Origin of the sequence: Paracoccus endophyticus (assembly GCF_003286075.1) — a bacterium.
GTDB lineage: Bacteria > Pseudomonadota > Alphaproteobacteria > Rhodobacterales > Rhodobacteraceae > Paracoccus > Paracoccus endophyticus.
In genome coordinates, this window is record NZ_QLUV01000005.1 from 1 (window position 1) to 22,105 (window position 22,105).

At 69.1% G+C, this 22,105-nt stretch carries 20 protein-coding genes, 1 tRNA gene and 2 pseudogenes; 12 read left to right on the plus strand and 11 right to left on the minus strand.

What is annotated here, in order from left to right; genetic code table 11:
- Positions 1-359 precede the first annotated feature (359 nt).
- From DPQ23_RS16175 to DPQ23_RS16180, 4 genes and pseudogenes are all read left to right on the plus strand, one after another.
- Positions 360-512, plus strand: a pseudogene (locus tag DPQ23_RS16175) (transposase); the annotation flags it as partial.
- 166 nt (positions 513-678) lie between these two features.
- Positions 679-1,362: a hypothetical protein gene (locus tag DPQ23_RS15915; RefSeq protein ID WP_240602569.1), complete on the plus strand. Its 684-nt coding sequence runs from the start codon at positions 679-681 to the stop codon at positions 1,360-1,362.
- Entirely contained in the window at positions 1,310-2,422 is a 1,113-nt protein-coding gene (locus DPQ23_RS07670) for a transposase (RefSeq protein ID WP_240602570.1), read from the plus strand. Before DPQ23_RS15915 ends, DPQ23_RS07670 begins: the two co-directional genes overlap by 53 nt.
- 366 nt (positions 2,423-2,788) lie before the next feature.
- Positions 2,789-3,217 (plus strand): annotated as a pseudogene (locus DPQ23_RS16180) (tyrosine-type recombinase/integrase); the annotation flags it as partial.
- 153 nt (positions 3,218-3,370) lie between these two features.
- Here the strand turns inward: DPQ23_RS16180 and DPQ23_RS07680 are convergent.
- From DPQ23_RS07680 to DPQ23_RS07695, 4 genes are all read right to left on the minus strand, one after another.
- Positions 3,371-3,445: transfer RNA gene (locus DPQ23_RS07680), tRNA-Glu, on the minus strand.
- A 115-nt stretch (positions 3,446-3,560) separates the two neighbouring features.
- On the minus strand, positions 3,561-5,333 hold the full coding sequence (gene recJ, locus DPQ23_RS07685) for a single-stranded-DNA-specific exonuclease RecJ (RefSeq protein WP_240602571.1): 1,773 nt from the start codon (positions 5,331-5,333) through the stop codon (positions 3,561-3,563).
- Between the two features lie 172 nt (positions 5,334-5,505).
- On the minus strand, positions 5,506-6,471 hold the full coding sequence (glpX, locus tag DPQ23_RS07690) for a class II fructose-bisphosphatase (RefSeq protein WP_112874127.1): 966 nt from the start codon (positions 6,469-6,471) through the stop codon (positions 5,506-5,508).
- A gap of 151 nt (positions 6,472-6,622) precedes the next feature.
- Positions 6,623-6,883 (minus strand): BolA family protein, encoded by a 261-nt coding sequence (locus DPQ23_RS07695; RefSeq protein WP_112874128.1) that lies wholly within the window; start codon positions 6,881-6,883, stop codon positions 6,623-6,625.
- Positions 6,884-6,955: 72 nt separating this feature from the next.
- Here DPQ23_RS07695 and DPQ23_RS07700 point away from each other — a divergent pair, with 72 nt between their 5' ends.
- Positions 6,956-7,582, plus strand: a complete 627-nt coding sequence (locus DPQ23_RS07700) for a DnaJ domain-containing protein (protein ID WP_112874129.1) — start codon at positions 6,956-6,958, stop codon at positions 7,580-7,582.
- Between the two features lie 64 nt (positions 7,583-7,646).
- On the opposite strand, the gene DPQ23_RS07705 is transcribed toward DPQ23_RS07700, so the two are convergent.
- Positions 7,647-8,240, minus strand: a complete 594-nt coding sequence (locus tag DPQ23_RS07705; RefSeq protein ID WP_112874130.1) for a peptidylprolyl isomerase — start codon at positions 8,238-8,240, stop codon at positions 7,647-7,649.
- A complete protein-coding gene (locus DPQ23_RS07710; RefSeq protein WP_112874131.1) occupies positions 8,233-8,739 on the minus strand; it encodes a peptidylprolyl isomerase in 507 nt (168 codons plus the stop codon). The genes DPQ23_RS07705 and DPQ23_RS07710 overlap by 8 nt, the downstream gene beginning before the upstream one ends.
- A gap of 179 nt (positions 8,740-8,918) precedes the next feature.
- On the opposite strand from DPQ23_RS07710, the gene DPQ23_RS07715 reads away from it, so the two are divergent.
- Positions 8,919-10,121, plus strand: a complete 1,203-nt coding sequence (locus tag DPQ23_RS07715) for a phosphoglycerate kinase (protein ID WP_112874132.1) — start codon at positions 8,919-8,921, stop codon at positions 10,119-10,121.
- A gap of 63 nt (positions 10,122-10,184) precedes the next feature.
- Here the strand turns inward: DPQ23_RS07715 and DPQ23_RS07720 are convergent, their stop codons facing one another.
- Entirely contained in the window at positions 10,185-10,415 is a 231-nt protein-coding gene (locus DPQ23_RS07720; RefSeq protein WP_162630677.1) for a hypothetical protein, read from the minus strand.
- A 144-nt stretch (positions 10,416-10,559) separates the two neighbouring features.
- Here DPQ23_RS07720 and DPQ23_RS07725 point away from each other — a divergent pair, with 144 nt between their 5' ends.
- The 4 genes from DPQ23_RS07725 to DPQ23_RS07740 all read left to right on the plus strand — a co-directional run bounded on the left by DPQ23_RS07725 (position 10,560) and on the right by DPQ23_RS07740 (position 14,504).
- Positions 10,560-11,489: a class I fructose-bisphosphate aldolase gene (locus DPQ23_RS07725; RefSeq protein WP_112874134.1), complete on the plus strand. Its 930-nt coding sequence runs from the start codon at positions 10,560-10,562 to the stop codon at positions 11,487-11,489.
- A gap of 171 nt (positions 11,490-11,660) precedes the next feature.
- Positions 11,661-12,830: a zinc-dependent alcohol dehydrogenase gene (locus tag DPQ23_RS07730; protein ID WP_112874135.1), complete on the plus strand. Its 1,170-nt coding sequence runs from the start codon at positions 11,661-11,663 to the stop codon at positions 12,828-12,830.
- Between the two features lie 40 nt (positions 12,831-12,870).
- On the plus strand, positions 12,871-13,638 hold the full coding sequence (locus DPQ23_RS07735) for a histidine phosphatase family protein (protein ID WP_112874136.1): 768 nt from the start codon (positions 12,871-12,873) through the stop codon (positions 13,636-13,638).
- The gene (locus DPQ23_RS07740) at positions 13,635-14,504 is read left to right on the plus strand and encodes an NAD(P)H-hydrate dehydratase (RefSeq protein ID WP_112874137.1); all 870 of its coding nucleotides are present in this window, start codon (positions 13,635-13,637) and stop codon (positions 14,502-14,504) included. The genes DPQ23_RS07735 and DPQ23_RS07740 overlap by 4 nt, the downstream gene beginning before the upstream one ends.
- Before the next feature lie 103 nt (positions 14,505-14,607).
- Here the strand turns inward: DPQ23_RS07740 and DPQ23_RS07745 are convergent, their stop codons facing one another.
- Both DPQ23_RS07745 and DPQ23_RS07750 read right to left on the minus strand, forming a co-directional pair.
- On the minus strand, positions 14,608-15,111 hold the full coding sequence (locus tag DPQ23_RS07745) for a DUF421 domain-containing protein (RefSeq protein WP_112874138.1): 504 nt from the start codon (positions 15,109-15,111) through the stop codon (positions 14,608-14,610).
- Positions 15,112-15,359: 248 nt separating this feature from the next.
- The gene (locus DPQ23_RS07750; RefSeq protein WP_240602572.1) at positions 15,360-16,316 is read right to left on the minus strand and encodes an ABC transporter ATP-binding protein; all 957 of its coding nucleotides are present in this window, start codon (positions 16,314-16,316) and stop codon (positions 15,360-15,362) included.
- Positions 16,317-16,384: 68 nt separating this feature from the next.
- Between DPQ23_RS07750 and DPQ23_RS07755 the strand changes: the two genes are divergently transcribed.
- The gene (locus tag DPQ23_RS07755; protein WP_420818572.1) at positions 16,385-16,672 is read left to right on the plus strand and encodes a zinc-finger domain-containing protein; all 288 of its coding nucleotides are present in this window, start codon (positions 16,385-16,387) and stop codon (positions 16,670-16,672) included.
- Positions 16,673-16,692: 20 nt separating this feature from the next.
- On the opposite strand, the gene DPQ23_RS07760 is transcribed toward DPQ23_RS07755, so the two are convergent.
- Positions 16,693-17,721 (minus strand): cation diffusion facilitator family transporter, encoded by a 1,029-nt coding sequence (locus DPQ23_RS07760; RefSeq protein WP_112874140.1) that lies wholly within the window; start codon positions 17,719-17,721, stop codon positions 16,693-16,695.
- On the minus strand, positions 17,721-20,585 hold the full coding sequence (gene polA, locus DPQ23_RS07765) for a DNA polymerase I (protein WP_112874141.1): 2,865 nt from the start codon (positions 20,583-20,585) through the stop codon (positions 17,721-17,723). The genes DPQ23_RS07760 and polA overlap by 1 nt, the downstream gene beginning before the upstream one ends.
- Positions 20,586-20,898: 313 nt before the next feature.
- Here polA and DPQ23_RS07770 point away from each other — a divergent pair, with 313 nt between their 5' ends.
- Positions 20,899-21,999: an acyltransferase family protein gene (locus DPQ23_RS07770; protein WP_112874142.1), complete on the plus strand. Its 1,101-nt coding sequence runs from the start codon at positions 20,899-20,901 to the stop codon at positions 21,997-21,999.
- The last annotated feature ends 106 nt before the right edge of the window (positions 22,000-22,105 follow it).

Here is a 22,105-nt window from a genome sequence, read left to right on the forward strand (position 1 = left end):
ACACCGCCCTCGGCATGCCTGTCACTGAAGCTGTGGGATAGCTCTGACCGGGAGAAGGGCAACCTCGGCCATCACCCGATTTGTGCAACAGAGCCCTTGGAAACACGAAAATCCCAGTTGCTTCTGCGCTACCAAAGTATGTAACTCGGATGAAAGACCAGGCAGAGCGTAGACATGCTGATTTCCACAATTCTCGAATATATCGACAATCGGAATTATCCCGCTGACACATCAGCCCCTAAATCTTGTGTCTGCGCGGACTTCGTTTCCCTGACGGATCGCCAATGTGGGTGGTCATGAGCCAGGTCCATCGCCCCGTCCGCCGCAATCCGCATGATATCACCTTCGCCGCGATCAAGATGATCGTGTCGGACGAGGCGGCATGCCTCACGTTTTTCAAGGCCATTCGCTTTCCGAGTGGTCTGACCTGCGACAGCTGCGGCGCCGATGAGGCCGAGGGCGCGCATTTCACTCACCATCGCTCCCGCCCTGGCCTCTATACCTGCGCCAGCTGCCGACGGCAGTTCTCCATCAGCTCCGGCACCGCCATGCATCGCACACGGTTTCCGCTCGGACAATGGTTGCGGGCGATCTGGTTCCTTGCGTCTTCCAGCAAGGGCATCTCGGCGCGCAAGCTGGGAGAGATGCTCGGCCTCAGCTACAAGGGCCCGTTGGGCCTTGCCTTATCTCGAAACGCTCCACTGCGCCCCGGCGATTGCGACCCAGCAGTGGCGCCTGTTCTTCGAGACCGGCCTCTTCAACAAGTACACCCCAGCGGCGGCCGATCTCGCGGCGCCCGCGCTCATGGGCGCGAAGGCCATCCTCGGTGCCCAACGTCTGCAGATGCTGCGCTTCCAGGTGGTGTGCCGGCTCGGGAGCTTCATGAGCAACCGGGCCAACGACTTCGCGGACAGGGTGCTGGGTTCGTCCCGGGACGAGACCACCCGCCACCAGCTGCTGACGATCAACTGCGTCGAGGCCTGGTTCTCGCGCGAGCCCGTCTCCATGATGTCGGGCCCGCTGCAAGGCCAGGTCATCCCGGAAGAGATCCGGAAGCTGGCCCGCTTCATCATGCGCGCCGTGCTGGCTCGGCACCGCAGGCCGCGCTTTCATCGGATGAACCCCAACATCGACGAAGCAGGTGAGCGTTGCGCTGGGCCAGGCGACCAGCCATGGCGATCTGTGGATCAGCATTGCCGCGCTGGCGCCCCTCGACGGCAAGACCGCCCGCTGGCTTACGGCGCAGGTCGAGGCCCGCGCCATCCGCCAAGGGCGGGAGGCGGAGGCGTTCCGGTCGGGCAGCCACCGGATGATCCACCTGCCCGTGAAGAGCCACGGCCGTTTCCGGAGCCGCAGCGGTGATCTGGCGAAGACCATCCAGCTGATCGAGCGCCCCGCAGGCCCGCGCAGCATCAAGCTCGGCCGCTGGACCCACCGCCTGGCGGACGGCCGTCCGGGCGAGCTGGTCATCGGGCTGGTGTCGGACATGAAGGCGGCCTTCAGGGAAGGCCGCAAGGCCTATGCCCCGCGCTGCAAGGAGCTGTGTGTCGACTTCGGGCTTCGCACGATGCTGGCGACGGACCAAGGCGATCTGCTGGGCCGCGCCTGGATCGAGCAGCTGATGTGGCATGATGCCCGCATCTCCGGGCTGGCGGCGGAGCTGCAGGCCCGGAGCATCCGACCGAACCGGTCCCCGCGCTACCGCGCCATGGTGGAAAGCCTGCGGGGATACATCGAGACATCTGTTGGCCAGGCGCTGAACCGGCTCGTCGCCATCCGGGCGCCCGCGCATCTGGTGCTGGAACGGCTCGACTTCCGCGGCGCGGATCTGTCGCGCCGGATGAACCGGCTACTGACCAACTGCGACCGCTCGGTGCTGCGCGCAAAGCTCAAGGATCTGAAGGAGCGCTTCGGGATCACCTCCGCCGAGGTGAACCCGGCCTGGTCCTCGCAGACCTGCTCGTGCTGCGGCTATGTGAGCAAGGCCAACTGCAAGGCGCAGGACAGGTTCGTCTGCGGCGCCTGCGGCACAACCATCCATGCCGATGTCAATGGGTCCCGGAACCTCGGGGGCGGACGTTCCGCCTTCGATCGGGCCGCCCGCATGACAAGGGCGGAAAGCCTCCAGGCGACGGTGATCCGTCATCTGGAGCGCCTTGGGGCGGCAAGGGAGGGGGTCGTGCTCGACCCCGCACTCTGGCGGGCCCGAACCCGGGCTCGGGTGATCCCGGAGCGAAGCGCGTATGTGTCGAACCGATACTTCGGCGAGGCCCTGGGGAGCGTCATCCCCGACCCGGGCCGCATCGTCGAACGGGAGACACCACTGGCGCGGCGCTTGAAGTCCAATCGCGGCGCATCTGAACCGGAAACTGTGGCGGCTCAGCCGACACAACATCTGGCGGCTGATGTGTCAAAGGGATAATCACCATCGGATTGGAGGAGATCCTCTCCGGCCATTACCGCATCTGGGCTCAGGAATACGGGACGCACACGAGGGCTACTGCAAGCCTGCGACATCAAGAAGAATGGAGTCCGTATGGGCTCCCTCGCGGCAGGCATGCCAAAACCGGCCTTCGTTTATATACTGGATCAGTTCCGTGCCCGGACCGGTGCTGCCGAGACATGCCTGAAGGCCCTCAAAGCCGCATGCAAGTGGGGCGAGGATCGGGGTTTCCCGGCGGACTCGCCAGTTCTCCGTGTGACCTCGCCGCACAAGTCGATGGGCGGCGCAACCGCTTGGGATGTCGACGACGACAAAAAGTTTCTTGAGAAACACGGACCGGGCACGATGGCTCGGCGTTGGTTCTATCTCGCCCGCAACACGGCGGGCCGAATCGGCGACATGAACAAGCTGGAAGTGCACAACATCGTCCTGGAGGGCGGCAGGGCGTTTCTCACATGGCAGCCGGCGAAGAAGGGGTCCAAGCCGGTTACACCCCCCATCATGGACGAGCTCGCCGCCGAGTTGGCCGATGACACAGGTGAGAAGGCGACGTTCCTGCGGACGGAGTACGGCCGCCCTTTCGCGTCCTCGGGGTCCCTGGACAACAAAGTCCGGGACTGGATCGTCGCGGCAAAGCCTATCGGTGCAGACGGCAAGGCGGTGCGCTCTCAGCACGGCATTCGGAAAGCGACCGCGCACGAACTTGCCAAGGCTGGCGCGAGCGTGTTCGAGGTTGCCGCGCGTCTCTCGCATTCCGACGTCAAGTCCAGCGCCCTGTACGTGAAAGACGTCGAGCGGGCAGGCCTGGTGCTGTCTGGTTTCGAGCGCGTCGAGAAAGCCCGCAAGGCGGCAGGTGTCCCACAGCCCCAAAAGGGTGGGACCCTTCCCAAGGGAATGTCACTGAAAACCATACTTTCAGGAGGAAGGTGGCAGCCCGTAGGGGAGTCGAACCCCTCTTCCCAGGTTGAAAACCTGGTGTCCTAACCGATAGACGAACGGGCCACCGTCGCATCATCGCGGTCTGTGCCGCGCGGCGTGGGGCGGTGTTTAGGCGAGGGCGCAGCGGGGCGCAAGCGCAAAATGCGCGGCGCGCACGACTTCCTTGTGCAGGCGCCGCTCAGGCCTCGGCAGCGTCGTCCAGGCGCAGCCGGATGCGCTGGCGCCCCCCCCAGACCGACAGCTCGAGCTTGCCGGCCAGGTGGAACCGGCGGCCTTGCGCACCCAGCAGCGAGGGACCCAGCGGGCCTGTCATCGCGCCCCAGCCCACGGCGTCCAGCGGGGGCGCGCCGGCGCTGCGCAGGCGCAGGCGCAGGTGGCCCTCGCCCATGGTCCCGACCTGATCGACGATCTGGTCGGCAAAGGCAAAGCGTGGCGCCGGCGCCCCCGCCCCGAACGGGCCGGCGCGGTCCAGTGCGTCGATCAGATCGACCGAGGCCGCGGCCGGCTCCAGCAGGCCGGAAATGCGCAGGGTGCCCGCCCCCTGCCGCCCGGCCGCCCCGATGGCCAGCAACTCCGACAGCCGCGCCATCGCGGCCGGGATCATCGCCGGATCGACGGTCAGCCCTGCCGCCATCGCGTGGCCGCCGCCCTTGAGGATCAGCCCTTCGGCCGCCAGCCTGCCCATCGCGCGTCCGATGTCCACGCCCGGAACCGAGCGGGCCGAGCCCTTGCCCAGGCCCCCTGCGACACCGATCACCACGGCAGGCAGGCCGGTCGCCTCCTTCAGGCGGGCAGCGACGATGCCGACCACGCCGGGGTGCCACCCGTCGTCGGCGGCCCAGGCCAGAACGGGATCGCCGCGCGCCTCGACCTGGGCCAAGGCGGCCTCGCGCACGCCCGCCTCGATCGCGCGGCGGTCGCGGTTCAGATCGTCCAGTTGCGCGGCCAGTTGCGCCGCCTGCTGCGGGTCCGAGCAGGACAGGCAGCGCGCGCCAAGGTCGGCGCGTCCGACGCGGCCGCCCGCGTTGATCCGCGGCCCCAGCAGATAGCCAAGGTGAAAGGCGGACGGGGCGCTGTCCAGCCGCGCCACGTCGGACAGCGCGACCAGTCCCGGCCGTTGCCGACGCGCCATGATCGCAAGCCCCTGACGGACGAACGCGCGGTTGACGCCCACAAGCGGCGCCACGTCCGCGACCGTCGCCAGCGCGACCAGATCCAGCATCCCGATCAGGTCCGGCTGGGCGCGGCCCTGCCCGCGCAGCACGCGGTTGGCCTGCACCAGCGTCAGGAACACCACGCCTGCGGCGCACAGATGGCCCAGCGTGCCGTCCTCGTCGGCGCGGTTGGGGTTCACGACGGCCAGCGCGGGGGGCAGCGTCTCGCCGCCCTGATGGTGGTCAAGCACCAGCACGTCGGCACGGCCGGTGGCGGCGGCCAGCGCCTCGTGGCTGAGGGTGCCGCAATCGACGCAGACGATCAGGTCATGGTCGGCGGCCAGGCCCGCAATGGCGGGCGCGTTCGGGCCATAGCCCTCGTCGATGCGGTCGGGGACATACAGCGTCGCCTGGCGGCCCAGGGCGGCCAGCCAGCCCAGGATCAGCGCCGCAGACGCGCCGCCGTCCACGTCGTAGTCGGCGAACACCGCGATCCGCTGGCCGCCCAGCGCCGCGGCGACCAGCCGGTCGGCGGCGGCTTCCATGTCGCGCAGGGTCAGCGGGTCGGGCAGCAGGTCGCGCAGGCGGGGTTCCAGAAAGCCCGGCACGTCGGGCGCGGTGACGCCGCGCGCGGCTAGCACCCGCGCCACCGGCAGGGGCAGCCGAGTGTCCTGCGCCAGCGCCTCGGCCAGCCGGTCCTGTGCAGGTTCGGGCCCGACCCAGACGCGCCCGGTCAGCGAGCGTTCGACGTTCAGAAATGCGGCCATGGCAGGGTTCTGGCCAAGGGGCGCGGCCATGGCAAGGGTCTTGATGCGCAGGGCAGCCTTGCCGAAAGCGGGCGTCGCCGGGGCGCCCTGCCCTGCCAGGATGCAAGACCCTGCGCCGGTCGGAACCGGGGCAGCGCCCTTGTCCTGCAGGCACAGGCACGCGCAGGTCCGGCGCCGGGCCAGCGCCCGGCACCGGTCGGTGTCACTTGATCGGGTTGCGATAGAACACCCGGCGGACCGATCCGGTCTTGGACCGCATCAGGATGGTTTCCGTCTCGATGAAGTTCGGCTCGCGCCGCAGGCCCTGCACGATCGAGCCGTTGGTGACGCCGGTCGCCGAAAAGATCACGTCGGCCGTCACCATCTCGTCGCGCGAATAGATGCGGTTCAGGTCGGTGATGCCGGCCTTGGCCGCGCGCGCGCGTTCGTCGTCGTTGCGGAACATCAGCCGGCCCCACATCTGCCCGCCCATGCACTTCAGCGCCGAGGCGGCCAGAACGCCCTCGGGCGCGCCGCCGGACCCCATGTACATGTCGATGCCGGTCTTTTCAGGCTCGGCCACGTGCATGACGCCCGCCACGTCGCCGTCGGTGATCAGGCGGATCGCGGCGCCGGTGGCGCGGACCTCGGCGATCATCGCCTCGTGGCGCGGACGTTCCAGGATGCAGACGGTGATGTCCTCGGGCCGCACGCCGCCCGCCTTGGCCAGCGCGTGGACGCGCTCGCTGGGGGTCATGTCCAGGCTGACCACGTCCTTGTCATAGCCGGGACCCACGGCCAGCTTGTCCATGTAGACGTCGGGGGCGTGCAGCAGCGTGCCGCGCGGGGCCATGGCGATCACGGTCAGGGCGTTCGGCATGTCCTTGGCGGTCAGCGTGGTCCCCTCCAGCGGGTCCAGCGCGATGTCCACCTCGGGTCCCTGGCCGGTGCCGACCTCCTCGCCGATGAACAGCATGGGGGCCTCGTCGCGCTCGCCCTCGCCGATCACCACGACACCGCGGATGTCCAGCATGTTCAGCTGCTCGCGCATGGCGTTGACCGCGGCCTGGTCGGCGGCCTTTTCGTCGCCGCGCCCGATCAGCCGGGCCGAAGCATGGGCCGCGGCCTCACTGACGCGGGCAAGGCCCAGGGACAGCATGCGGTCGTTGAAATCCATGGGGGTGGTCATGGCTGAATGTCCTTGATTGGCCTGCGCTGGCCGGCTTCTAGGCGCGGCACGGGGCAGCGGCAAGACTGGGGGCGCTAACGGCAAGCCGTGAGGACCCCCGGCCCTGCACGCCACCCCGACCCGGTGTCCGCCCTTGGGCGCGACGCTGCGATCACTCTGCCGACAGTTCCAGCGCAAGCGCGTGGATGCGCGGCACGATGTCGCCCAGCGTGCGGTTGACCAGCCGGTGCTGCTCGACCCGGCCGAGCCCCGCGAACGCGGGCGACGCCATGCGGATGCGGTAATGGGTCTGCCCGCCCTCGCGCCAGCCGGAATGGCCGTGATGCTGCTGGCTTTCGTCGATCACCTCAAGGCGCGAGGGCGCAAGCGCCATCAGCCGGTCGTGCATTTCCTCTGCGATCCGCTGCGCCATTGGCCCCGCCCCTCTTTCAAACCCGTGCAAAACCCCTACACTCTCGGTCCCGAGTCGCAAAGAAGGCCCCTGATGTCCAGCAACGACCCGTTCGGTTTCGATATTTCCGCCGCCTCTGACAAGAAGCGGCGGGCGAAGGGCCGTCGCGGGATGTCCGGCGCCTTCGAGACATCGACGCGGCGCTGCGACAAGGCCGGCTGCGATCTGCCGGGCCAGTATCGCGCGCCCAAGTCGCCCAAGCAGCTCGACGATTACTATTGGTTCTGCAAGGACCACGTGCGCGAGTACAACCTGAACTGGAACTATTTCCAGGGCCAGTCCGAGGCCGAGTTCCAGGAGTTCCTGGACAATGCCACCGTCTGGGAACGCCCCACGCGCCCCTTCGGCCGGGCCACGCAGGAACAGGCCTGGGCGCGCCACGGGGTCGAGGACCCGCTGGAGATTCTGGGCCAGAACGGCACCAGCCCCGAGGCGCGGCTGCGCGCCGCGCGCAAGCTGCCGCCCACGGAACGCCGCGCGCTGGACATCCTCGAGGCCAAGGACAGCTGGACCAAGCAGGAAATCCGCAAGCAATACAAGTCGCTGGTCAAGGATCTTCACCCCGACATGAACGGGGGCGACAGGTCCGACGAGGATCGGCTGCAAGAGGTTGTCTGGGCCTGGGACCAGATCAAGGACAGCCGCAGCTTCAAGGAATAAGCCTTGGCCCGGCCATGAAAAAGGCCCCCGTCTCCGGGGGCCCCTGGATGCCGTCAGGCGGCGGTCACTCGGTGATCGTGACCTTGGCCATGTAGTCGGGCTTGTCCACCGCGCCGTTCGCCGCAGAGTCGCCCTTTTTCACCGCGTTCAGCACGTCCCAGCCGTCCACAAGCTGGCCCACGACGGTGTATTGCCCGTCCAGGAAGGGCGCCGGGGCCAGGTCGATGAAGAACTGGCTGTTGGCGCTGTTGGGGTCCTGGCTGCGGGCCATGCCGACGGTGCCCGCCTGAAAGCTGACGTCGTTGAACTCGGCCGCCAGGTCGGGAAGGTCGGACCCGCCCATGCCGGCCATGGCGGTGTCGCCGCCCTGCTTGCCGTGCTGCACGTCGCCGGTCTGGGCCATGAACCCGTCGATGACACGGTGAAACACCACCCCGTCATAGGCGCCCGACTTCGCCAGCGAGACCAGCCGCTCGACATGGCCGGGCGCCTTGTCGGCGAACAGGTCCAGCACGATCGTGCCCTTGGGCTGGCCGGCCGCGTCCGCGACCTCGATCACCATGTTGGGGCCGGGACCGTCGGTGATGCCGGGCAGGCCTTCGGCGGATGCGGCCGACGCCGACAGCGCCAGCAGGACGGCGGTCAGGACCTTACGCATCGGCGGCCACCTTGACCGAGATCATGCGGTCGGGGTTCGCCGGCGGCTCGCCCTTGGCGATCTTGTCCACGTGTTCCATCCCCGAGATGACGCGGCCATAGACCGTGTACTGCCCGTTGAGGAAGTCGTTGTCCTTGAAGTTGATGAAGAACTGGCTGTTGGCGCTGTTGGGGTTCTGCGACCGTGCCGCGCCCAGCGTGCCGCGGGAATGCGGCAGCTTCGAGAACTCGGCCGGCAGGTCGGGCATGTCGGACCCGCCCGTGCCCGCGCGCCCGGGGTTGTAGTCCTTTTCCATGTTGGCGTGCTGCACGTCGCCGGTCTGCGCCATGAAGCCGTCGATCACGCGGTGGAACGCCACGTTGTCATAGGCGCCGGCGCGGGCCAGCGCCTTCATGCGCTCGACGTGCCTGGGGGCCACGTCGCTCAGCAGCTCGATCACCACCGGGCCGTCCTTCAGCTCGATGATGATGGTGTTTTCCGGGTCCTTGATCTCGGCCATCCCGCTCTCCTTTTCGGTCGGTGTGACGGGACATAGGCCCCGCCGTTCGCCAGCGCAACGCGCGCGGACCGGCACCGGGTCCACCGCGCGCGGCCAATCCCGCGTCTGGCTGGTTGACGATAATGTCATCATCCCGCAGAACCGCGGAAAGTCGTTCCGACCCGCAAAGGATTGCGCGCATGGCCCGTTTCAACACCATCGACGACCTGGACATGGACGGAAAGGTCGTGCTGACCCGCGTCGACCTGAACGTCCCGGTCGAGGACGGGCGCGTCACGGACGCCACGCGGATCGACAAGGTGGTCCCCACGATCAAGGCGATCCAGGCCAAGGGCGGCATCCCGGTGCTGCTGGCGCATTTCGACCGGCCCAAGGGCCAGCGCGTCGATGCCATGAGCCTGCGCCAGATCGTTCCCGCGCTCGAGGCGGCGCTGGGCCAGCCCGTGCGCTTTGCCGACGAGGCGGTGGGCGGGCCGGCCAAGCGCGCGGTGGCGGACCTGTCCAGGGGCGACGTGCTGCTGCTGGAAAACACCCGGTTCTATCCGGGCGAGGAAGCCAACGACGCGCATTTCGCGGCCTCGCTGGCGGCGCTGGGGCAGGTCTATGTCAACGACGCGTTCTCGGCCGCCCACCGGGCCCACGGCTCGACCGAGGGGCTGGCGCGGCTGATGCCCTCGGCCGCCGGCCGGCTGATGGAGGCCGAACTGAACGCGCTGGACGCGGCGCTGGGCACGCCCGAGCGCCCGGTCGTGGCGGTCGTCGGCGGGGCCAAGGTCTCGACCAAGCTGGCGCTGCTGTCGAACCTGATCACCAAGGTCGATCACCTGGTGATCGGCGGGGGCATGGCCAACACCTTCCTGGTGGCCCAGGGGGTCGAGGTCGGCACAAGCCTGGCCGAGCGCGACATGGCCGACACCGCCCGCGACATCCTGGCCCGCGCGCAGGGGGCGGGCTGCACCATCCACCTGCCCCTGGACGTGGTCGTCGCGCGCGAGTTCAAGGCCGGCGCACCCAGCGAGACGGTGGCCGTCACCGCCTGCCCGGCGGACGCGATGATCCTGGACGCCGGGCCACAGACCGTCACGGCCATTACCGATGTCTTTTCAGCGTGCCGCACGCTGATCTGGAACGGCCCGCTGGGCGCGTTCGAGATCGAGCCGTTCGACGCCGCGACGAACGCCGCCGCCAAGGCCGCGGCCGAACTGACCCGCGCCGGCCGGCTCGTGTCGGTGGCGGGGGGCGGCGACACCGTGGCCGCGCTGAACAAGGCGGGGGTCGCGGCGGACTTCACCTTCATCTCGACGGCGGGCGGCGCGTTCCTGGAATGGATGGAGGGCAAGGACCTGCCGGGCGTGGCGGCGCTGGTCGCAGCCAAGCGCTAAGGAACGCCGCCGACCGGGCAAGGGCCGCAGCCCCTGCCCGGTCGCTGCGCGCCTTTGCAGCCGTCAGGGCTTGGCAGGCGTCGGTGCGGCGCCCTCGGGGCTGACCGCCGGGGCATCGCTGGTCGTCGTGCCCACGGCCACGCCCCCTGCTGGGGTGACGGCGTGCTCATCGGATTGCCACGGGACGAACAGGAAAAAGGCCGTCGCGGCCAGCGCCAGGGCGACCAGGATGCCGATGATGGCCGGGCGGTGACGGCGCGCCGACCGCTCGACGTTGTTGTCGTTGTACGACATGTGCGTTTCCTCGCCAAAAACCATCAACGCGGCAGGCCGGGACGCGTTCCGCCGGCACCGGCCCCGCCGTTAGCGCAACCGCACTTTCCTCTGCGCCGCGGTCTGATAAGGCAGGCCATCCCGAACAAGATGCGGAGCCTTCCGATGCAGATGACCGAAACCGTCAAGACGATCCTCGCCAAGTACGAGGGCGAAAACCCCGGCGTCAAAGGCAACCTTGCCCGCATGCTGATGACCGGCAAGCTGGCCGGCACCGGCAAGATGATCATCCTGCCCGTGGACCAGGGGTTCGAGCACGGCCCCGCCCGCAGCTTTGCCAAGAACCCGCTGGGCTATGACCCCCACTATCACTATCAGCTGGCGATCGACGCGGGCCTGAACGCCTATGCGGCCCCCCTGGGCATGATCGAGGCGGGCGCCGACACCTATGCCGGCCAGATCCCGACGATCCTGAAGTGCAACTCGGCCAACTCGCTGATGTCGGACACCGCCGGCAAGAACCAGGCCGTGACCGCGACCGTGCAGGACGCGCTGCGGCTGGGCTGCGCGGCCATCGGCTTCACGATCTATCCCGGTTCGGACATGGCGCTGGACATGTTCGAGGAGATTTCCGAGATGCGCGCCGAGGCCGCATCCGTCGGCATCCCGACGGTGATCTGGTCCTATCCGCGCGGCGAGGCGATCAGCAAGGACGGCGAGACCGCCATCGACATCGCGGCCTATGCCGCGCAGATCGCGGCGCTGCTGGGCGCGCACATCATCAAGATCAAGCTCTCGACCGACCATCTGGAAAACAAGGACGCCAGGAAGGTCTATCAGGAACAGGGCATCGACATCTCGACCCAGGCGGCCCGCGTGCGTCACTGCATGGACGCGGCCTTCGGCGGGCGGCGCATCGTCGTCTTCTCGGGCGGCGCGGCCAAGGGGTCGGATGCCGTGTACGAGGATGCGATCGCAATCCGCGACGGCGGCGGCAACGGCTCGATCATCGGCCGCAACAGCTTCCAGCGGAGCCGCGCCGACGCGCTGGAGATGCTGGGCAAGCTGGTGGACATCTATCTGAACAAGGCCTGACGCATCGCGGGCGCATCCTGCCCGCGACGGATCGGCAGCACGGGGCGGCAGGCGACTGCCGCCCCTTTTCCGTCTGCTGCCTCCGTCTGCTGCAACGGGCGGCCGAACATCGACGGGAACCATGACGCGCCCTTCCTGTTTCCGTTCGGCAACCAGCAGGAAAAACCAGTCATGCGCGCGATCACCTTCCACGGAACGGGCAAAGTCCAGGTCGATACCCATGACGATCCCACCATCAAGGATCCGGGCGACGTCATCCTGCGCGTGACGCGCACGGCGATCTGCGGATCGGACCTGCATCTTTACGACGGCTTTGTTCCCGAGATGCGCAAGGGCGACATCCTGGGCCACGAGTTCATGGGCGAGATCGTCGCTGCGGGCCCCCAGGTCACGCGTCACAAGGTGGGCGACCGCGTGCTGGTGCCCTTCAACATCGCCTGCGGGCACTGCGATTTCTGCCGCGTCGATGCGTTCTCGCTGTGCGACAACACCAACCCCGACCATGAAAAGGTCGAGGCGCTGTACGGCCAGTCCGGCGGCGGGATGTTCGGCTATTCCCACCTGTTCGGCGGCTATGCCGGGGGCCAGGCGGAACTGGTGCGGGTGCCGTTCGCGGACGTGGGCCTGCTGGCCGTCCCCGAGGCGCTGGACGACGACAAGGTCCTGTTCCTGACCGACATCTTTCCCACCGGCTATCAGGCGGTCGAACAGATCGGGACCGGGCCGGGCGATCTGGTCGCCGTCTGGGGCTGCGGCCCGGTGGGCCAGTTCGCCATCCGCTCGGCCCTGATGCTGGGCGCAGAGCGCGTCTTTGCCCTGGACTTCGAGGCGGGCCGGCTGGCGCTGGCACGCGAGGCGGGGGCCGAGACGATCGACCTGTCCACCGAGGACAGCTATGACCGCCTGATGGAACTGACCGGCGGCAAGCTGCCCAACCGCTGCGTCGATGCCGTGGGGATGGAGGCGCACGGCGCATCCGTCATCGGCAACGTCTACGACAAGGTCAAGACGGCCCTGATGCTGGAAACCGACCGCCCCAACGCGCTGCGCGACGCCATCCTGTGCTGCCGCAAGGGCGGCGCGGTGTCGATCCCCGGCGTCTATGCCGGGATGGTGGACAAGTTTCCCATCGGCGCGGCCTTCGGCAAGGGGCTGATGCTGCGCGGCGGGCAGACGCACACCCGCGCCTATATGGACCGCCTGCTCAAGCGCATCGTCGCGGGCGAGATCGACCCCAGCGTCATCATCACCCATCGCGGCACGCTGGACGACGGGCCCGGGTTCTATGACCTGTTCCGCAACAACCGCACGGACTGCTTCAAATGCGTGATGACGCCCTGATGCGGCGCGGGGGCCAGGGGACGGCGCGGGGGGGTCGGCCATGACCCCCAGATGGCCCGAACGGCTGTGGATCGTGCGGCACGGCGAAAGCGCGGGCAACGTCGCCCGCGACGCCGCCTATCAGGCGCAACTGGCGCGCATCGAGCTGACCGGCCGCGACGTGGACGTGCCGCTGTCGGACCTGGGCGAGCGTCAGGCGCGCGCGCTGGGTCACTGGTTCGCGCAGGGGCACGAGGAGGGGCGGCCGAACGTCCTGCTGTCCTCGCCCTATCTGCGGGCGCAGGACACGGCGCGGCTGTTTCGGGACGCCGGCGGCTGTCCGGCCGACACCTGCATCCGGCTGGATGAACGGCTGCGGGAAAAGGAATTCGGCATCCTCGACGGGCTGACGGGGATCGGCATCCGCGCCGAGCATCCCGAACAGGCCGCCCTGCGCGCGACCCTGGGCAAGTTCTATCATCGCCCCCCGGGCGGAGAGAGCTGGTGCGACGTCATCTTCCGCCTGCGGGCGCTGCTGGACACGGTGGGACTGCACCACGGCGGCTGCCGGGTCATGATCGTGGCGCATCAGGTCGTCGTGCTGTGCCTGCGCTACATCATCGAAGGGATGACCGAGGAGCAGGTGCTGGCCATCGACCGCGAACAGGATGTCGCCAACTGCTCGATCACCGAATACCGCTGGGTGGCCGGGGCGGCTGATACCGACGGCGCGATGGAGCTGGTCCGCTATAACGTCACCGCCCCGATGGAGGCCGAAGACACGCCCGTGACCCGCGAGCCCGACCCGATCGTGGGGAGCCGCGGATGAGCCCCCTTGCCCTGGATGCCAAGTGGCTGCGCCACCATCCCCTGCCCCACCACCCCGAGGACACCGACAAGAACAGCCGCGGCCAGGTGATGCTGGTCGGCGGCTCGCGGATGGTGCCGGGCGGCGTCGTCCTGACGGCCGAGGCGGCGTTCCGCGCGGGCGCCGGCAAGGTGCAGATCGCCCTGCCCGAGCCGCTGGCGATCCCGGCCGGATTCTCGCTGCCCGAGGCGGGGTTCTTTCCGCTGCCCGCGACGCTGGATGGCGAGATCGCGGGTCCGGGCGATCTGGCCGAGCGGGTCGGCCGCTGCGGCTGCCTGGCGATCGGGCCGGCCATCGGCTCGACCCCGGCGGCGGGCCTGGTGCTGGACGCACTGCTGCCGGTGGCCGACATGACCGTCATCCTGGACGCGGCGGCGGTCGCGGCGGCCGCAGACCGCCACGGGCAGGTGGCGGCGCTGGATGGGCGTGCGATCCTGACCCCCCATGTGGGCGAGATGGCGCAACTGACCGGGCTTGCGGCCGAGGACATCGAGGCCCGGCGCGACGAGATCGTGGCCGATTACGCCCGTCGCCTGCGCGCGGTGGTGCTGATCAAGGGGGCAACGACCATCATCGCCAACCCCGAGGGCGAGCTGATCGTCTATGCCGGCGGCGGCGTCGGCCTTGCGACCGGCGGGTCAGGGGACGTGCTGACCGGGGCCATCGCCGGGCTGTCGGCGCGCGGCCTGCCGCCGTGGGAGGCGACCTGCTGGGGCGTCTGGCTGCACGGCGAAGCGGGGCGCAGGCTGGCCGAGCGGCTGGGCCCCATGGGCTTCATGGCGCGCGAACTGCCGGCCGAGTTCCCCAGCCTGATGCGGGGCGTCTGACGCGGACCCGGCCGGACTGGCGGGGCCGGCCGGGAAGGCGCGAGGTCAGCCGCACCGCCCCTGACCAGACGGCAAAGCCCTGGCCGTCGGCGGGGCGGTCGCGTCAGGCCACGACGCCGGGCTGCTGACCGCCCTGATCGGACGAGGAGTCGGCCTTGATGACGCTCAGCCGTCCGTCGCCTTCCAGATGCGCGACCTTGACCTGATCGACGCTCTCAAGCCCCTCGAGCCGCAGGTGGGCCTTCAGTTCCCCGTCGGTCAGCGCCTCGCGCCGCAGGTGATCCGGGATCGTCTTGCCGTCGCGGATGACGACCAGCGGCCCATGCTCGACCAGCCTCTCGATCCAGCGGACATGGAACGACAGCTTGTTGATCGCCCAGTTCAGCACCACCATCGTCAGGATCTGCACCGTGCCGTCGGTCAGCGACGAGAAATCCCCCAGCGCGTGCGAGGCCGCCTCGGTGATCAGCAGCAGGAACACCAGGTCCATCGGGCTCATCTCGCTGGCCGTGCGGCGGGGCAGGATGCGGAACAGGACCAGGAACAGCACATACAGGAATGCCCCGCGCATGACGAGTTCGAGGAAGGGGGTTTCAAGCTGGAACATGATGCGTCTCGCCTTGTGTTGCCGGAAGGGGGCCGAACCCCGCGAACCGGCACGTGCCCGGCCCGCCGATGCCCTGCCCTGCGGCCGATGCCGGGAATGCCGCGCGTGGACGCCGTCTGGTCAGCGGACGCGTGATCGGCCCTTGTGCTGCAACGCGCCAGCGCCCCTGCGGGTCCCATTCCGCGGCGCAGGCAGGCCTGCGAAGGGCCGGGCGGGCACGGTGGCGTCCCTTGCGGGTGCGCCGGACCTCAGCGGTTGCTGGTCAGCGACAGGAACACGTCCTGCAGGTCCGGCTGCTCGATCCCCACATCGACGATCGGCACGCCCGCCCCGCGCAGGATGTCGATGATCTGGTCGGCCTGGACCCGGCCCGGCGCATAGGCCAGCGCCAGCCGTCCGTCGGCGCGGCGTTCGGGCGTCACCCCCGGCGGCAGCGGCGGGACGGTCCCCGACCAGGCGCCGGGGTCGATCACCAGCGTCTTGCTGTCGGCATGGGCCAGCAACGCCGTGGTGCGGTCGCGCACGACCAGTTCGCCGTGGTTGATGATGGCGATCTCGTCGCACATCTGCTCGGCTTCCTCGAGGTAATGGGTGGTCAGGATGATCGTCATGCCCTGCGCGTTCAGGGTGCGCACATTGTCCCACAGCATCTGGCGCAGGGCGATGTCCACGCCAGCGGTCGGTTCATCCAGCACCAGGATGCGCGGGCGGTGGACCAGCGCCTTGGCCAGCAGAAGCCGCCGCTTCATCCCGCCGGACAGCTGGCGGGTATAGCTTTCGGCCTGCGCGGTCAGCCCGACCAGCGCCAGGATCTCGTCCGTCCAGCGGTCGCGGGGAGCCACGCCGTACAGGCCCGCCTGCACCTCGAGGCTGGCGCGCGGGGTGAAGAACGGGTCGATGTTCAGTTCCTGCGGCATCACGCCGATGGCGGCGCGCGACTGGCGCGGATTCACGTCCTGGTCATAGCCCCAGATTTCCACCCGGCCGGCCGTCTTGTTCACCAGACCGGCCAGGATGTTGATGATCGTGGACTTGCCCGCCCCGTTCGGGCCCAGCAGCCCGAAGATGGCGCCGCGCGGGATGGTCAGGTCGATGCCCTTCAGCGCGGTCTTGGGCGGAACCTTGCCCGAGGCTGCATAGGTCTTTTGCAACCCGGTCAGGCGGATCGCGGCATCGGGCAAGGCGCTGGGGGAACGAACGGTCATGGCGGCTGTCCTTGGCGGCCCGGCTTGCCGCAGGGCGCGGGATGGCTAGAATGGCAAGGCCTTAATCCATGGCCGTTAAACCGGCCTTTGCCCGCCAGCACAAGAGAGCCACAATGCGCCATGTGATCACCGAAACGCCGCTGTCCACCAATCAGGACAATGACGCCGAGACCCTGCCCCCGCCGGAAACTCAGGTCGTGACACGCTGGAAGGTCCTGTGCGAGGGGGACGAGGCGCGTGGACTGGGCCATCCCCGCGTGTGGCTGGCGATTTCCCCCGCGACCGGCTGGGTGGATTGCGGCTATTGCGACAAGCGTTTCGTGATCGACCGCGACCACGCCGAGGATTCGCACTGACCCTGGCCGCTGCGTCCTGATCAGGGGCGCAGCGCATCGTCGGCACAGCCCGAGCCGGTGGTTTCCAGTTCGATCGTGGCGTGCGCGATGGCGTGATGCGCCCCCAGCGCCGCCTTGACCGCCCGCAGGGTCGCGGCAGGGTTCGCCCCGTCCGACAGCACCAGATGCATGTCGGCCGCCGGCCGGCGTTCGTCGATCTGCCACAGATGCAGGTGATGGACCGACCCGACGCCGGGCACCGCCGTCACGGTCCGCGCCACCGCCTGCGGATCGACGCCGCCGGGCGCGCCCAGCATCAGCAGCCGCAGCACCCGCGCCAGGTCGCCCCGCAGGTGCCACAGGATCACGACCGAGATCCCCAGCGTCAGCAGCGGGTCCGCCATCCGCCAGCCAAAGGCCCAGATCAGCGCGCCCCCGACCAGCACCGCGACCGAAACCCCCGCATCGGCCAGGTTGTGCAGGAACGCCGCCCGGATGTTCAGGCTGTCGCGGGCCAGCCGCATGGTCAGCCCGGCGGTGCCCAGATCCACGACCAGCGCCAGCCCCGCCAGCGCCATCACCAGCCCGGCGGCGACGGGCGGGGGGTCGGCCAGCCGGCCCACCGCCTCGATCATCAGCCACACCGACACGGCGATCAGCGCCAGATAGTTCGCGAACGCCGCGACGATCTCGGCCCGCGACCACCCGAAGCTCATCGTCGGGCTGGCGGGCCGCCGGGCCAGACGGCGGGCGCCGAAGGCCAGCAGCAGCGCCAGCGCGTCCGACAGGTTGTGTACCCCGTCCGCGACCAGCGCCACCGAATCGGCGGCGAGGCCGCCCAGCACCTGCGCCGCGGTCAGCGCCAGGTTGATCGCCACCGCCCAGATCAGCGCCCGCTCGCCCAAGGCGGCGCCGTGGTCATGGCCATGTCCCCCGTGCCCATGACCGCCGCCATGGTCCCCGGTTGCGGGACCGGGATGGCCGTTGCCCGCGGGGTGATCGTGGTGGCGGTCCCGGGGATCGCGGTCGTGCCGATGCGTGACCGGCCCCTGCCCGTCCCGCGGCGCCATCAGTGCGCCTCGGCCCAGGTGACGCCGGACCCGGCATCGACCACCAGCGGCACGGTCAAATGCACCGCGGGGGCGGCGGCGTTTTCCATCACCGCGCGCGCCGCCGCGATCAGCGGCTCGACGGCGGCCTCGTCCGCTTCGAACACCAGCTCGTCGTGGACCTGCAACAGCATGCGCGCATCCAGCCCGGCGATCGCCTGCGGCATGCGGATCATGGCGCGGCGGATGATGTCGGCCGCCGTGCCCTGGATCGGCGCGTTGATCGCCGCGCGCCGCGCGCCGCCCGCCGCCGGACCGCTGGACGAGATGCCGGGCGTGTGGATGCGCCGGCCGAACAGCGTGCGGACGAACCCGTCGCGCCGGGCGTCGCGGACCGTCGCGTCCATGTAGGCGCGGATTTCCGGGAAACGCTGGAAATACGTGTCGATGAAGGCCTGGGCGTCGGCACGCGGTATCCGCAGGTTGCGCGACAGCCCGAACGACGAGATGCCATAGATCACGCCGAAGTTGATCGCCTTGGCCTGCCGCCGGACCATGGGGTCCATCCCCTCGACGGGCACCCCGAACATCTGGCTGGCCGTCATGGCGTGGATGTCGATGCCCTCGGCAAAGGCCCGCTTCAGGGCGGGGATCTCGGCGATATGGGCCAGGATGCGCAGTTCGATCTGGCTATAGTCCAGGCTGACCAGCCGGCGTCCCGGCGGGGCGACGAAGGCTTCGCGGATGCGGCGGCCTTCCTCGGTCCGCACGGGGATGTTCTGCAGGTTCGGGTCGGTCGAGGCCAGCCGCCCGGTGTTCGCCCCGGCGATGGAATAGCTGGTGTGGACGCGCCCGGTGTCGGGGTTCACATAGGTCGGCAGCGCGTCGGTATAGGTCGATTTCATCTTGGAAATCTGCCGCCAGTCCAGGATGACGGCGGGCAGCGCATGCCCCTCGGCGGCCAGATCCTCAAGGATGTCGGCGCTGGTGGACAGGGCGCCCGACTTGCCGGCCTTGCCCGCGGTCAGGCCCATCTGGCCGAACAGGATCTCGCCCAACTGCTTGGGCGAGCCGAGGTTGAACTTGCCGCCCGCCAGTTCGTGCGCCTGATCCTCAAGCTGGGCCATCTTCTGTGCGAAGGTGCCCGACATGCGGTTCAGGTGCTGCGCGTCGATCTGCACGCCCGCCATCTCCATGTCCGCCAGAACCTCGATCAGCGGGCGTTCCAGCCGTTCGTAGACGGTGGTGACGGCGGCGGCAGGCAGTTGCGGGCGAAAGATCTGCCACAGCCGCCAGGTGATCTCGGCGTCCTCGGCCGCATAGCGGGCGGCTGCCTCGATCGGCACCTGGGCAAAGGTGATCTGGCTTTTTCCCGTGCCGATCAGCTCCTTGATGGGCTGGCAACGATGCCCGATGTATTTCTGCGCCAGCTCGTCCATGCCGTGATTGTGCAGGGCGGCGTTCAGCGTATAGCTCATCAGCATCGTGTCATCGACCGGCGTCATGCGGATGCCGTAACGCGCCAGGATCTTCCAGTCGTACTTGGCGTTGTGCAGGATCTTCAGCACCGCCGGGTCCTCGAGCACGGGCTTGAACATCGCCAGCGCCTGGTCGCGGTCGATCTGCCCCGCTGCGCGCTCGCCGCCGCCGAACAGGTCGGCAGCACCCGCGACATGCCCCAGCGGCACATAGGCCGCCATGCCTACTGCCGGACACAGCGAGATGCCGACCAGTTCCGCCTGCATCTCGTCCAGGCTGGTGGTTTCGGTATCCAGCGCAAAGACCCCCTGCTCGCTCGCGGCGGCCAGCCAGCGCCCCAGCGTCTCGGTGTCGGTGATGGTCACATAGGCGCTGCAATCGACCTTGGGAAACGCGGGCGCGGCAGGCGCCTCGGCCTCGGGCGCGGGGGCCACGGGATCGGGCGGCGGCGCGCGGAACCGTTCCGCGACACGGTTGGTCAGCGTGCGGAAGTCCATCGCGTTCAGGAACGCCATCAGCGTCGCCGGGTCGGGATCGCGCACCTCCAGCGAGGCCATGGCAAAGTCGATGGGCGTGTTGCAGTCCAGCTGCACCAGCCGGCGCGAGACGCGGATCTGCTCGGCATGGTCGATCAGCGTCTGGCGGCGCTTGGGCTGCCTGATCTCCTCGGCGCGGGCCAGCAGGCTGTCCAGGTCGCCGAATTCGGCGATCAGCTGCGCGGCGGTCTTGATGCCGATGCCGGGCGCGCCGGGGACGTTGTCGACGCTGTCGCCGGCCAGGGCCTGCACGTCCACCACGCGGTCGGGCCAGACGCCGAACTTTTCGAACACCTCGTCGCGGGTGATGCGTTTCGACTTGATCGGGTCCAGCATCTCGACCCCGTCGCCGACCAGCTGCATCAGGTCCTTGTCGGAACTGATGATCGTCACCCGCCCGCCCAGGTCGCGTGCCTGGCAGGACAGTGTCGCGATGATGTCGTCGGCCTCGTAATCCGCGATCTCGATGCAGGCGACGTTGAAGGCGCGGGTCGCGTCGCGGGTCAGGGGGAACTGCGGCTTCAGCTCGTCCGGCGGGTCGGGGCGGTTGGCCTTGTAATCGGCATAGATCGCATTGCGGAAGGTCTTGGACGAATGGTCGAAGATGACGGCGGCATGGGTCGGGGCGTCGGGACCCTTGGCCTCCTGGATGTATTTCCACAGCATGTTGCAGAAGCCGGCGACCGCGCCGATCGGCAGGCCGTCGGATTTCCGCGTCAGCGGCGGCAGCGCGTGATAGGCGCGAAAGATGAAGGCCGAGCCGTCGATCAGGTGCAGGTGGCTGTTCTTGCCGAACCCCTCGTCCCCCGTGGTGCCGGGGGCGGGCTGCGCGGGGGGCCAGTGTGCCGGAGGCGTGGTGGTGTCGGTCATCGCGGTCCCCTGTCAACCCTGGGGCTGTTCTGCCACGGCCGGACGGGCGGCGCAAACCAGCCCTGCGATCCGGGGCGCGCGCTTGAGGGGCCCCAGGCCCGGCGGACACGGGCCGTCCTGCGGGTGCAAGCGGGCGACCACGACGGGTCGGGGCGACGGGCGGGCGGTGCCGGAAAGCGCGTCGCCGCAGGGCGACGTCCCGCCCTTTACTGCGGAAAGCCTTTCCATACCCTTCGACTTTCCTTAAGTCCCACCTTCAACCTGCCAGGGGCCGGTTCGGCTGACCCCTTTCTTGCCCGCCCGGAGTCGACCCATGCCGCGGACCACCTCGTCGCAACGCCTCAGCACGCTCCAGCTCGGGCGCGCGTTCGCGGCGGTCAGCGTCGTCGTCGGGCACACGCTGCACGAAGCCGCCAAGTGGGAGGGCCTGTCGCCCGCCCTGCGCTGGGCCGATGGCTTCGTGCCCTTCGGCCAGGGGGTGGACGTGTTCTTCGTGATCTCCGGCTTCATCATGTACCACGTCTCGCGCGGGCATCTCGACCGGCCGGGCTACTGGCGCGAGTTCGCGCGCAACCGTGTCGTGCGCATCGTGCCGACCTACTGGTTCTACACTTTCGTCATGGTCGCCCTTCTGGCGATCCTGCCGTCGGCCTTCGACACGGCGAGCCTCGATCTGGGCCAGGTCGTGCGCTCGCTTCTGTTTCTGCCCGGCCTTGACGAGGCGCGAGGCAACCCCATCCTCCAGCTCGGCTGGACGCTGAACTACGAGATGTTCTTCTACGTGCTCTTTGCAGGGGCGATCGCCGCGTTCGGGCGGCGCGCCGTGCCGGCGCTCGCCGTTCTGCTCGTCGCGCTGGCGGCGCTTCACCCCATCCTCGCCGACGCCCCCTATGCGTTGCAGGTGTGGACGCGGCCGATCATCCTCGACTTTGCGGCGGGCCTGGGAATCGGCGCGCTCTGGTCGCGGGGGGTCCGCGTGGGGCGGGGGGCGGGCAAGGCTCTCGTGGCCCTGTCGCTCGCGACCTTCCTCGCCATTCCGGCGCTGGGGCTGACCGTGTCCATGGGCGTCTACGCCGACCTGCCCTTTCTCCTCGCGGCAACGCTCTTTGTCGCGGGGCTGACGCTGGTGCCCGACGCGCCGCCGCGGGGGGCCGTGGGCCGGGCGGGGGTTCTCGTCGGCGACGCGTCCTACAGCCTCTATCTGTCGCATCCCTTCGTGCTGACCGCGATCTTCCTTCTTTGGGACCGCGTGCCGGCGTTGCGCGACCTGGGCGGCTGGGTCTACCTCGGCGTGACGACAATGGCCTGCGTGGTCGCGTCGATTCTCGCCTACTGGTTCATCGAGCGGCCGCTCACCGCGCTGGCCCGCGACGGACGGCTCCATCGCCCCTCCCGCCCCCGTCCCGCGCCCTGACGCCGGCCTACTTGCGCCGTGCGGGCGGTCCGGGGGCCCTGGACGGGGTCAGCCCCGCCGGCAGGACCTGACCCGAGGGGGGGCACGGCCACGCAACGGCGGCGGG

Excerpts from the sequence above, each read along its gene's own strand:
- DPQ23_RS07700 (WP_112874129.1), top strand. The coding sequence starts at position 6,956 with ATGTCCAGCAACGACCCGTTCGGTTTCGATATTTCCGCCGCCTCTGAC.
- recJ (WP_240602571.1), bottom strand. The coding sequence starts at position 5,333 with ATGGCCGCGCCCCTTGGCCAGAACCCTGCCATGGCCGCATTTCTGAAC.
- DPQ23_RS07710 (WP_112874131.1), bottom strand. The coding sequence starts at position 8,739 with ATGGCCGAGATCAAGGACCCGGAAAACACCATCATCATCGAGCTGAAG.
- DPQ23_RS07755 (WP_420818572.1), top strand. The coding sequence starts at position 16,385 with ATGGCCGTTAAACCGGCCTTTGCCCGCCAGCACAAGAGAGCCACAATG.
- DPQ23_RS07760 (WP_112874140.1), bottom strand. The coding sequence starts at position 17,721 with ATGGCGCCGCGGGACGGGCAGGGGCCGGTCACGCATCGGCACGACCGC.
- glpX (WP_112874127.1), bottom strand. The coding sequence starts at position 6,471 with ATGACCACCCCCATGGATTTCAACGACCGCATGCTGTCCCTGGGCCTT.
- DPQ23_RS07725 (WP_112874134.1), top strand. The coding sequence starts at position 10,560 with ATGCAGATGACCGAAACCGTCAAGACGATCCTCGCCAAGTACGAGGGC.
- DPQ23_RS07705 (WP_112874130.1), bottom strand. The coding sequence starts at position 8,240 with ATGCGTAAGGTCCTGACCGCCGTCCTGCTGGCGCTGTCGGCGTCGGCC.
- DPQ23_RS07745 (WP_112874138.1), bottom strand. The coding sequence starts at position 15,111 with ATGTTCCAGCTTGAAACCCCCTTCCTCGAACTCGTCATGCGCGGGGCA.
- DPQ23_RS07735 (WP_112874136.1), top strand. The coding sequence starts at position 12,871 with ATGACCCCCAGATGGCCCGAACGGCTGTGGATCGTGCGGCACGGCGAA.
- DPQ23_RS07720 (WP_162630677.1), bottom strand. The coding sequence starts at position 10,415 with ATGTCGTACAACGACAACAACGTCGAGCGGTCGGCGCGCCGTCACCGC.
- DPQ23_RS07770 (WP_112874142.1), top strand. The coding sequence starts at position 20,899 with ATGCCGCGGACCACCTCGTCGCAACGCCTCAGCACGCTCCAGCTCGGG.
- DPQ23_RS07695 (WP_112874128.1), bottom strand. The coding sequence starts at position 6,883 with ATGGCGCAGCGGATCGCAGAGGAAATGCACGACCGGCTGATGGCGCTT.
- DPQ23_RS07670 (WP_240602570.1), top strand. The coding sequence starts at position 1,310 with ATGATCCACCTGCCCGTGAAGAGCCACGGCCGTTTCCGGAGCCGCAGC.
- DPQ23_RS07730 (WP_112874135.1), top strand. The coding sequence starts at position 11,661 with ATGCGCGCGATCACCTTCCACGGAACGGGCAAAGTCCAGGTCGATACC.
- DPQ23_RS07740 (WP_112874137.1), top strand. The coding sequence starts at position 13,635 with ATGAGCCCCCTTGCCCTGGATGCCAAGTGGCTGCGCCACCATCCCCTG.
- DPQ23_RS07715 (WP_112874132.1), top strand. The coding sequence starts at position 8,919 with ATGGCCCGTTTCAACACCATCGACGACCTGGACATGGACGGAAAGGTC.
- polA (WP_112874141.1), bottom strand. The coding sequence starts at position 20,585 with ATGACCGACACCACCACGCCTCCGGCACACTGGCCCCCCGCGCAGCCC.
- DPQ23_RS07750 (WP_240602572.1), bottom strand. The coding sequence starts at position 16,316 with ATGACCGTTCGTTCCCCCAGCGCCTTGCCCGATGCCGCGATCCGCCTG.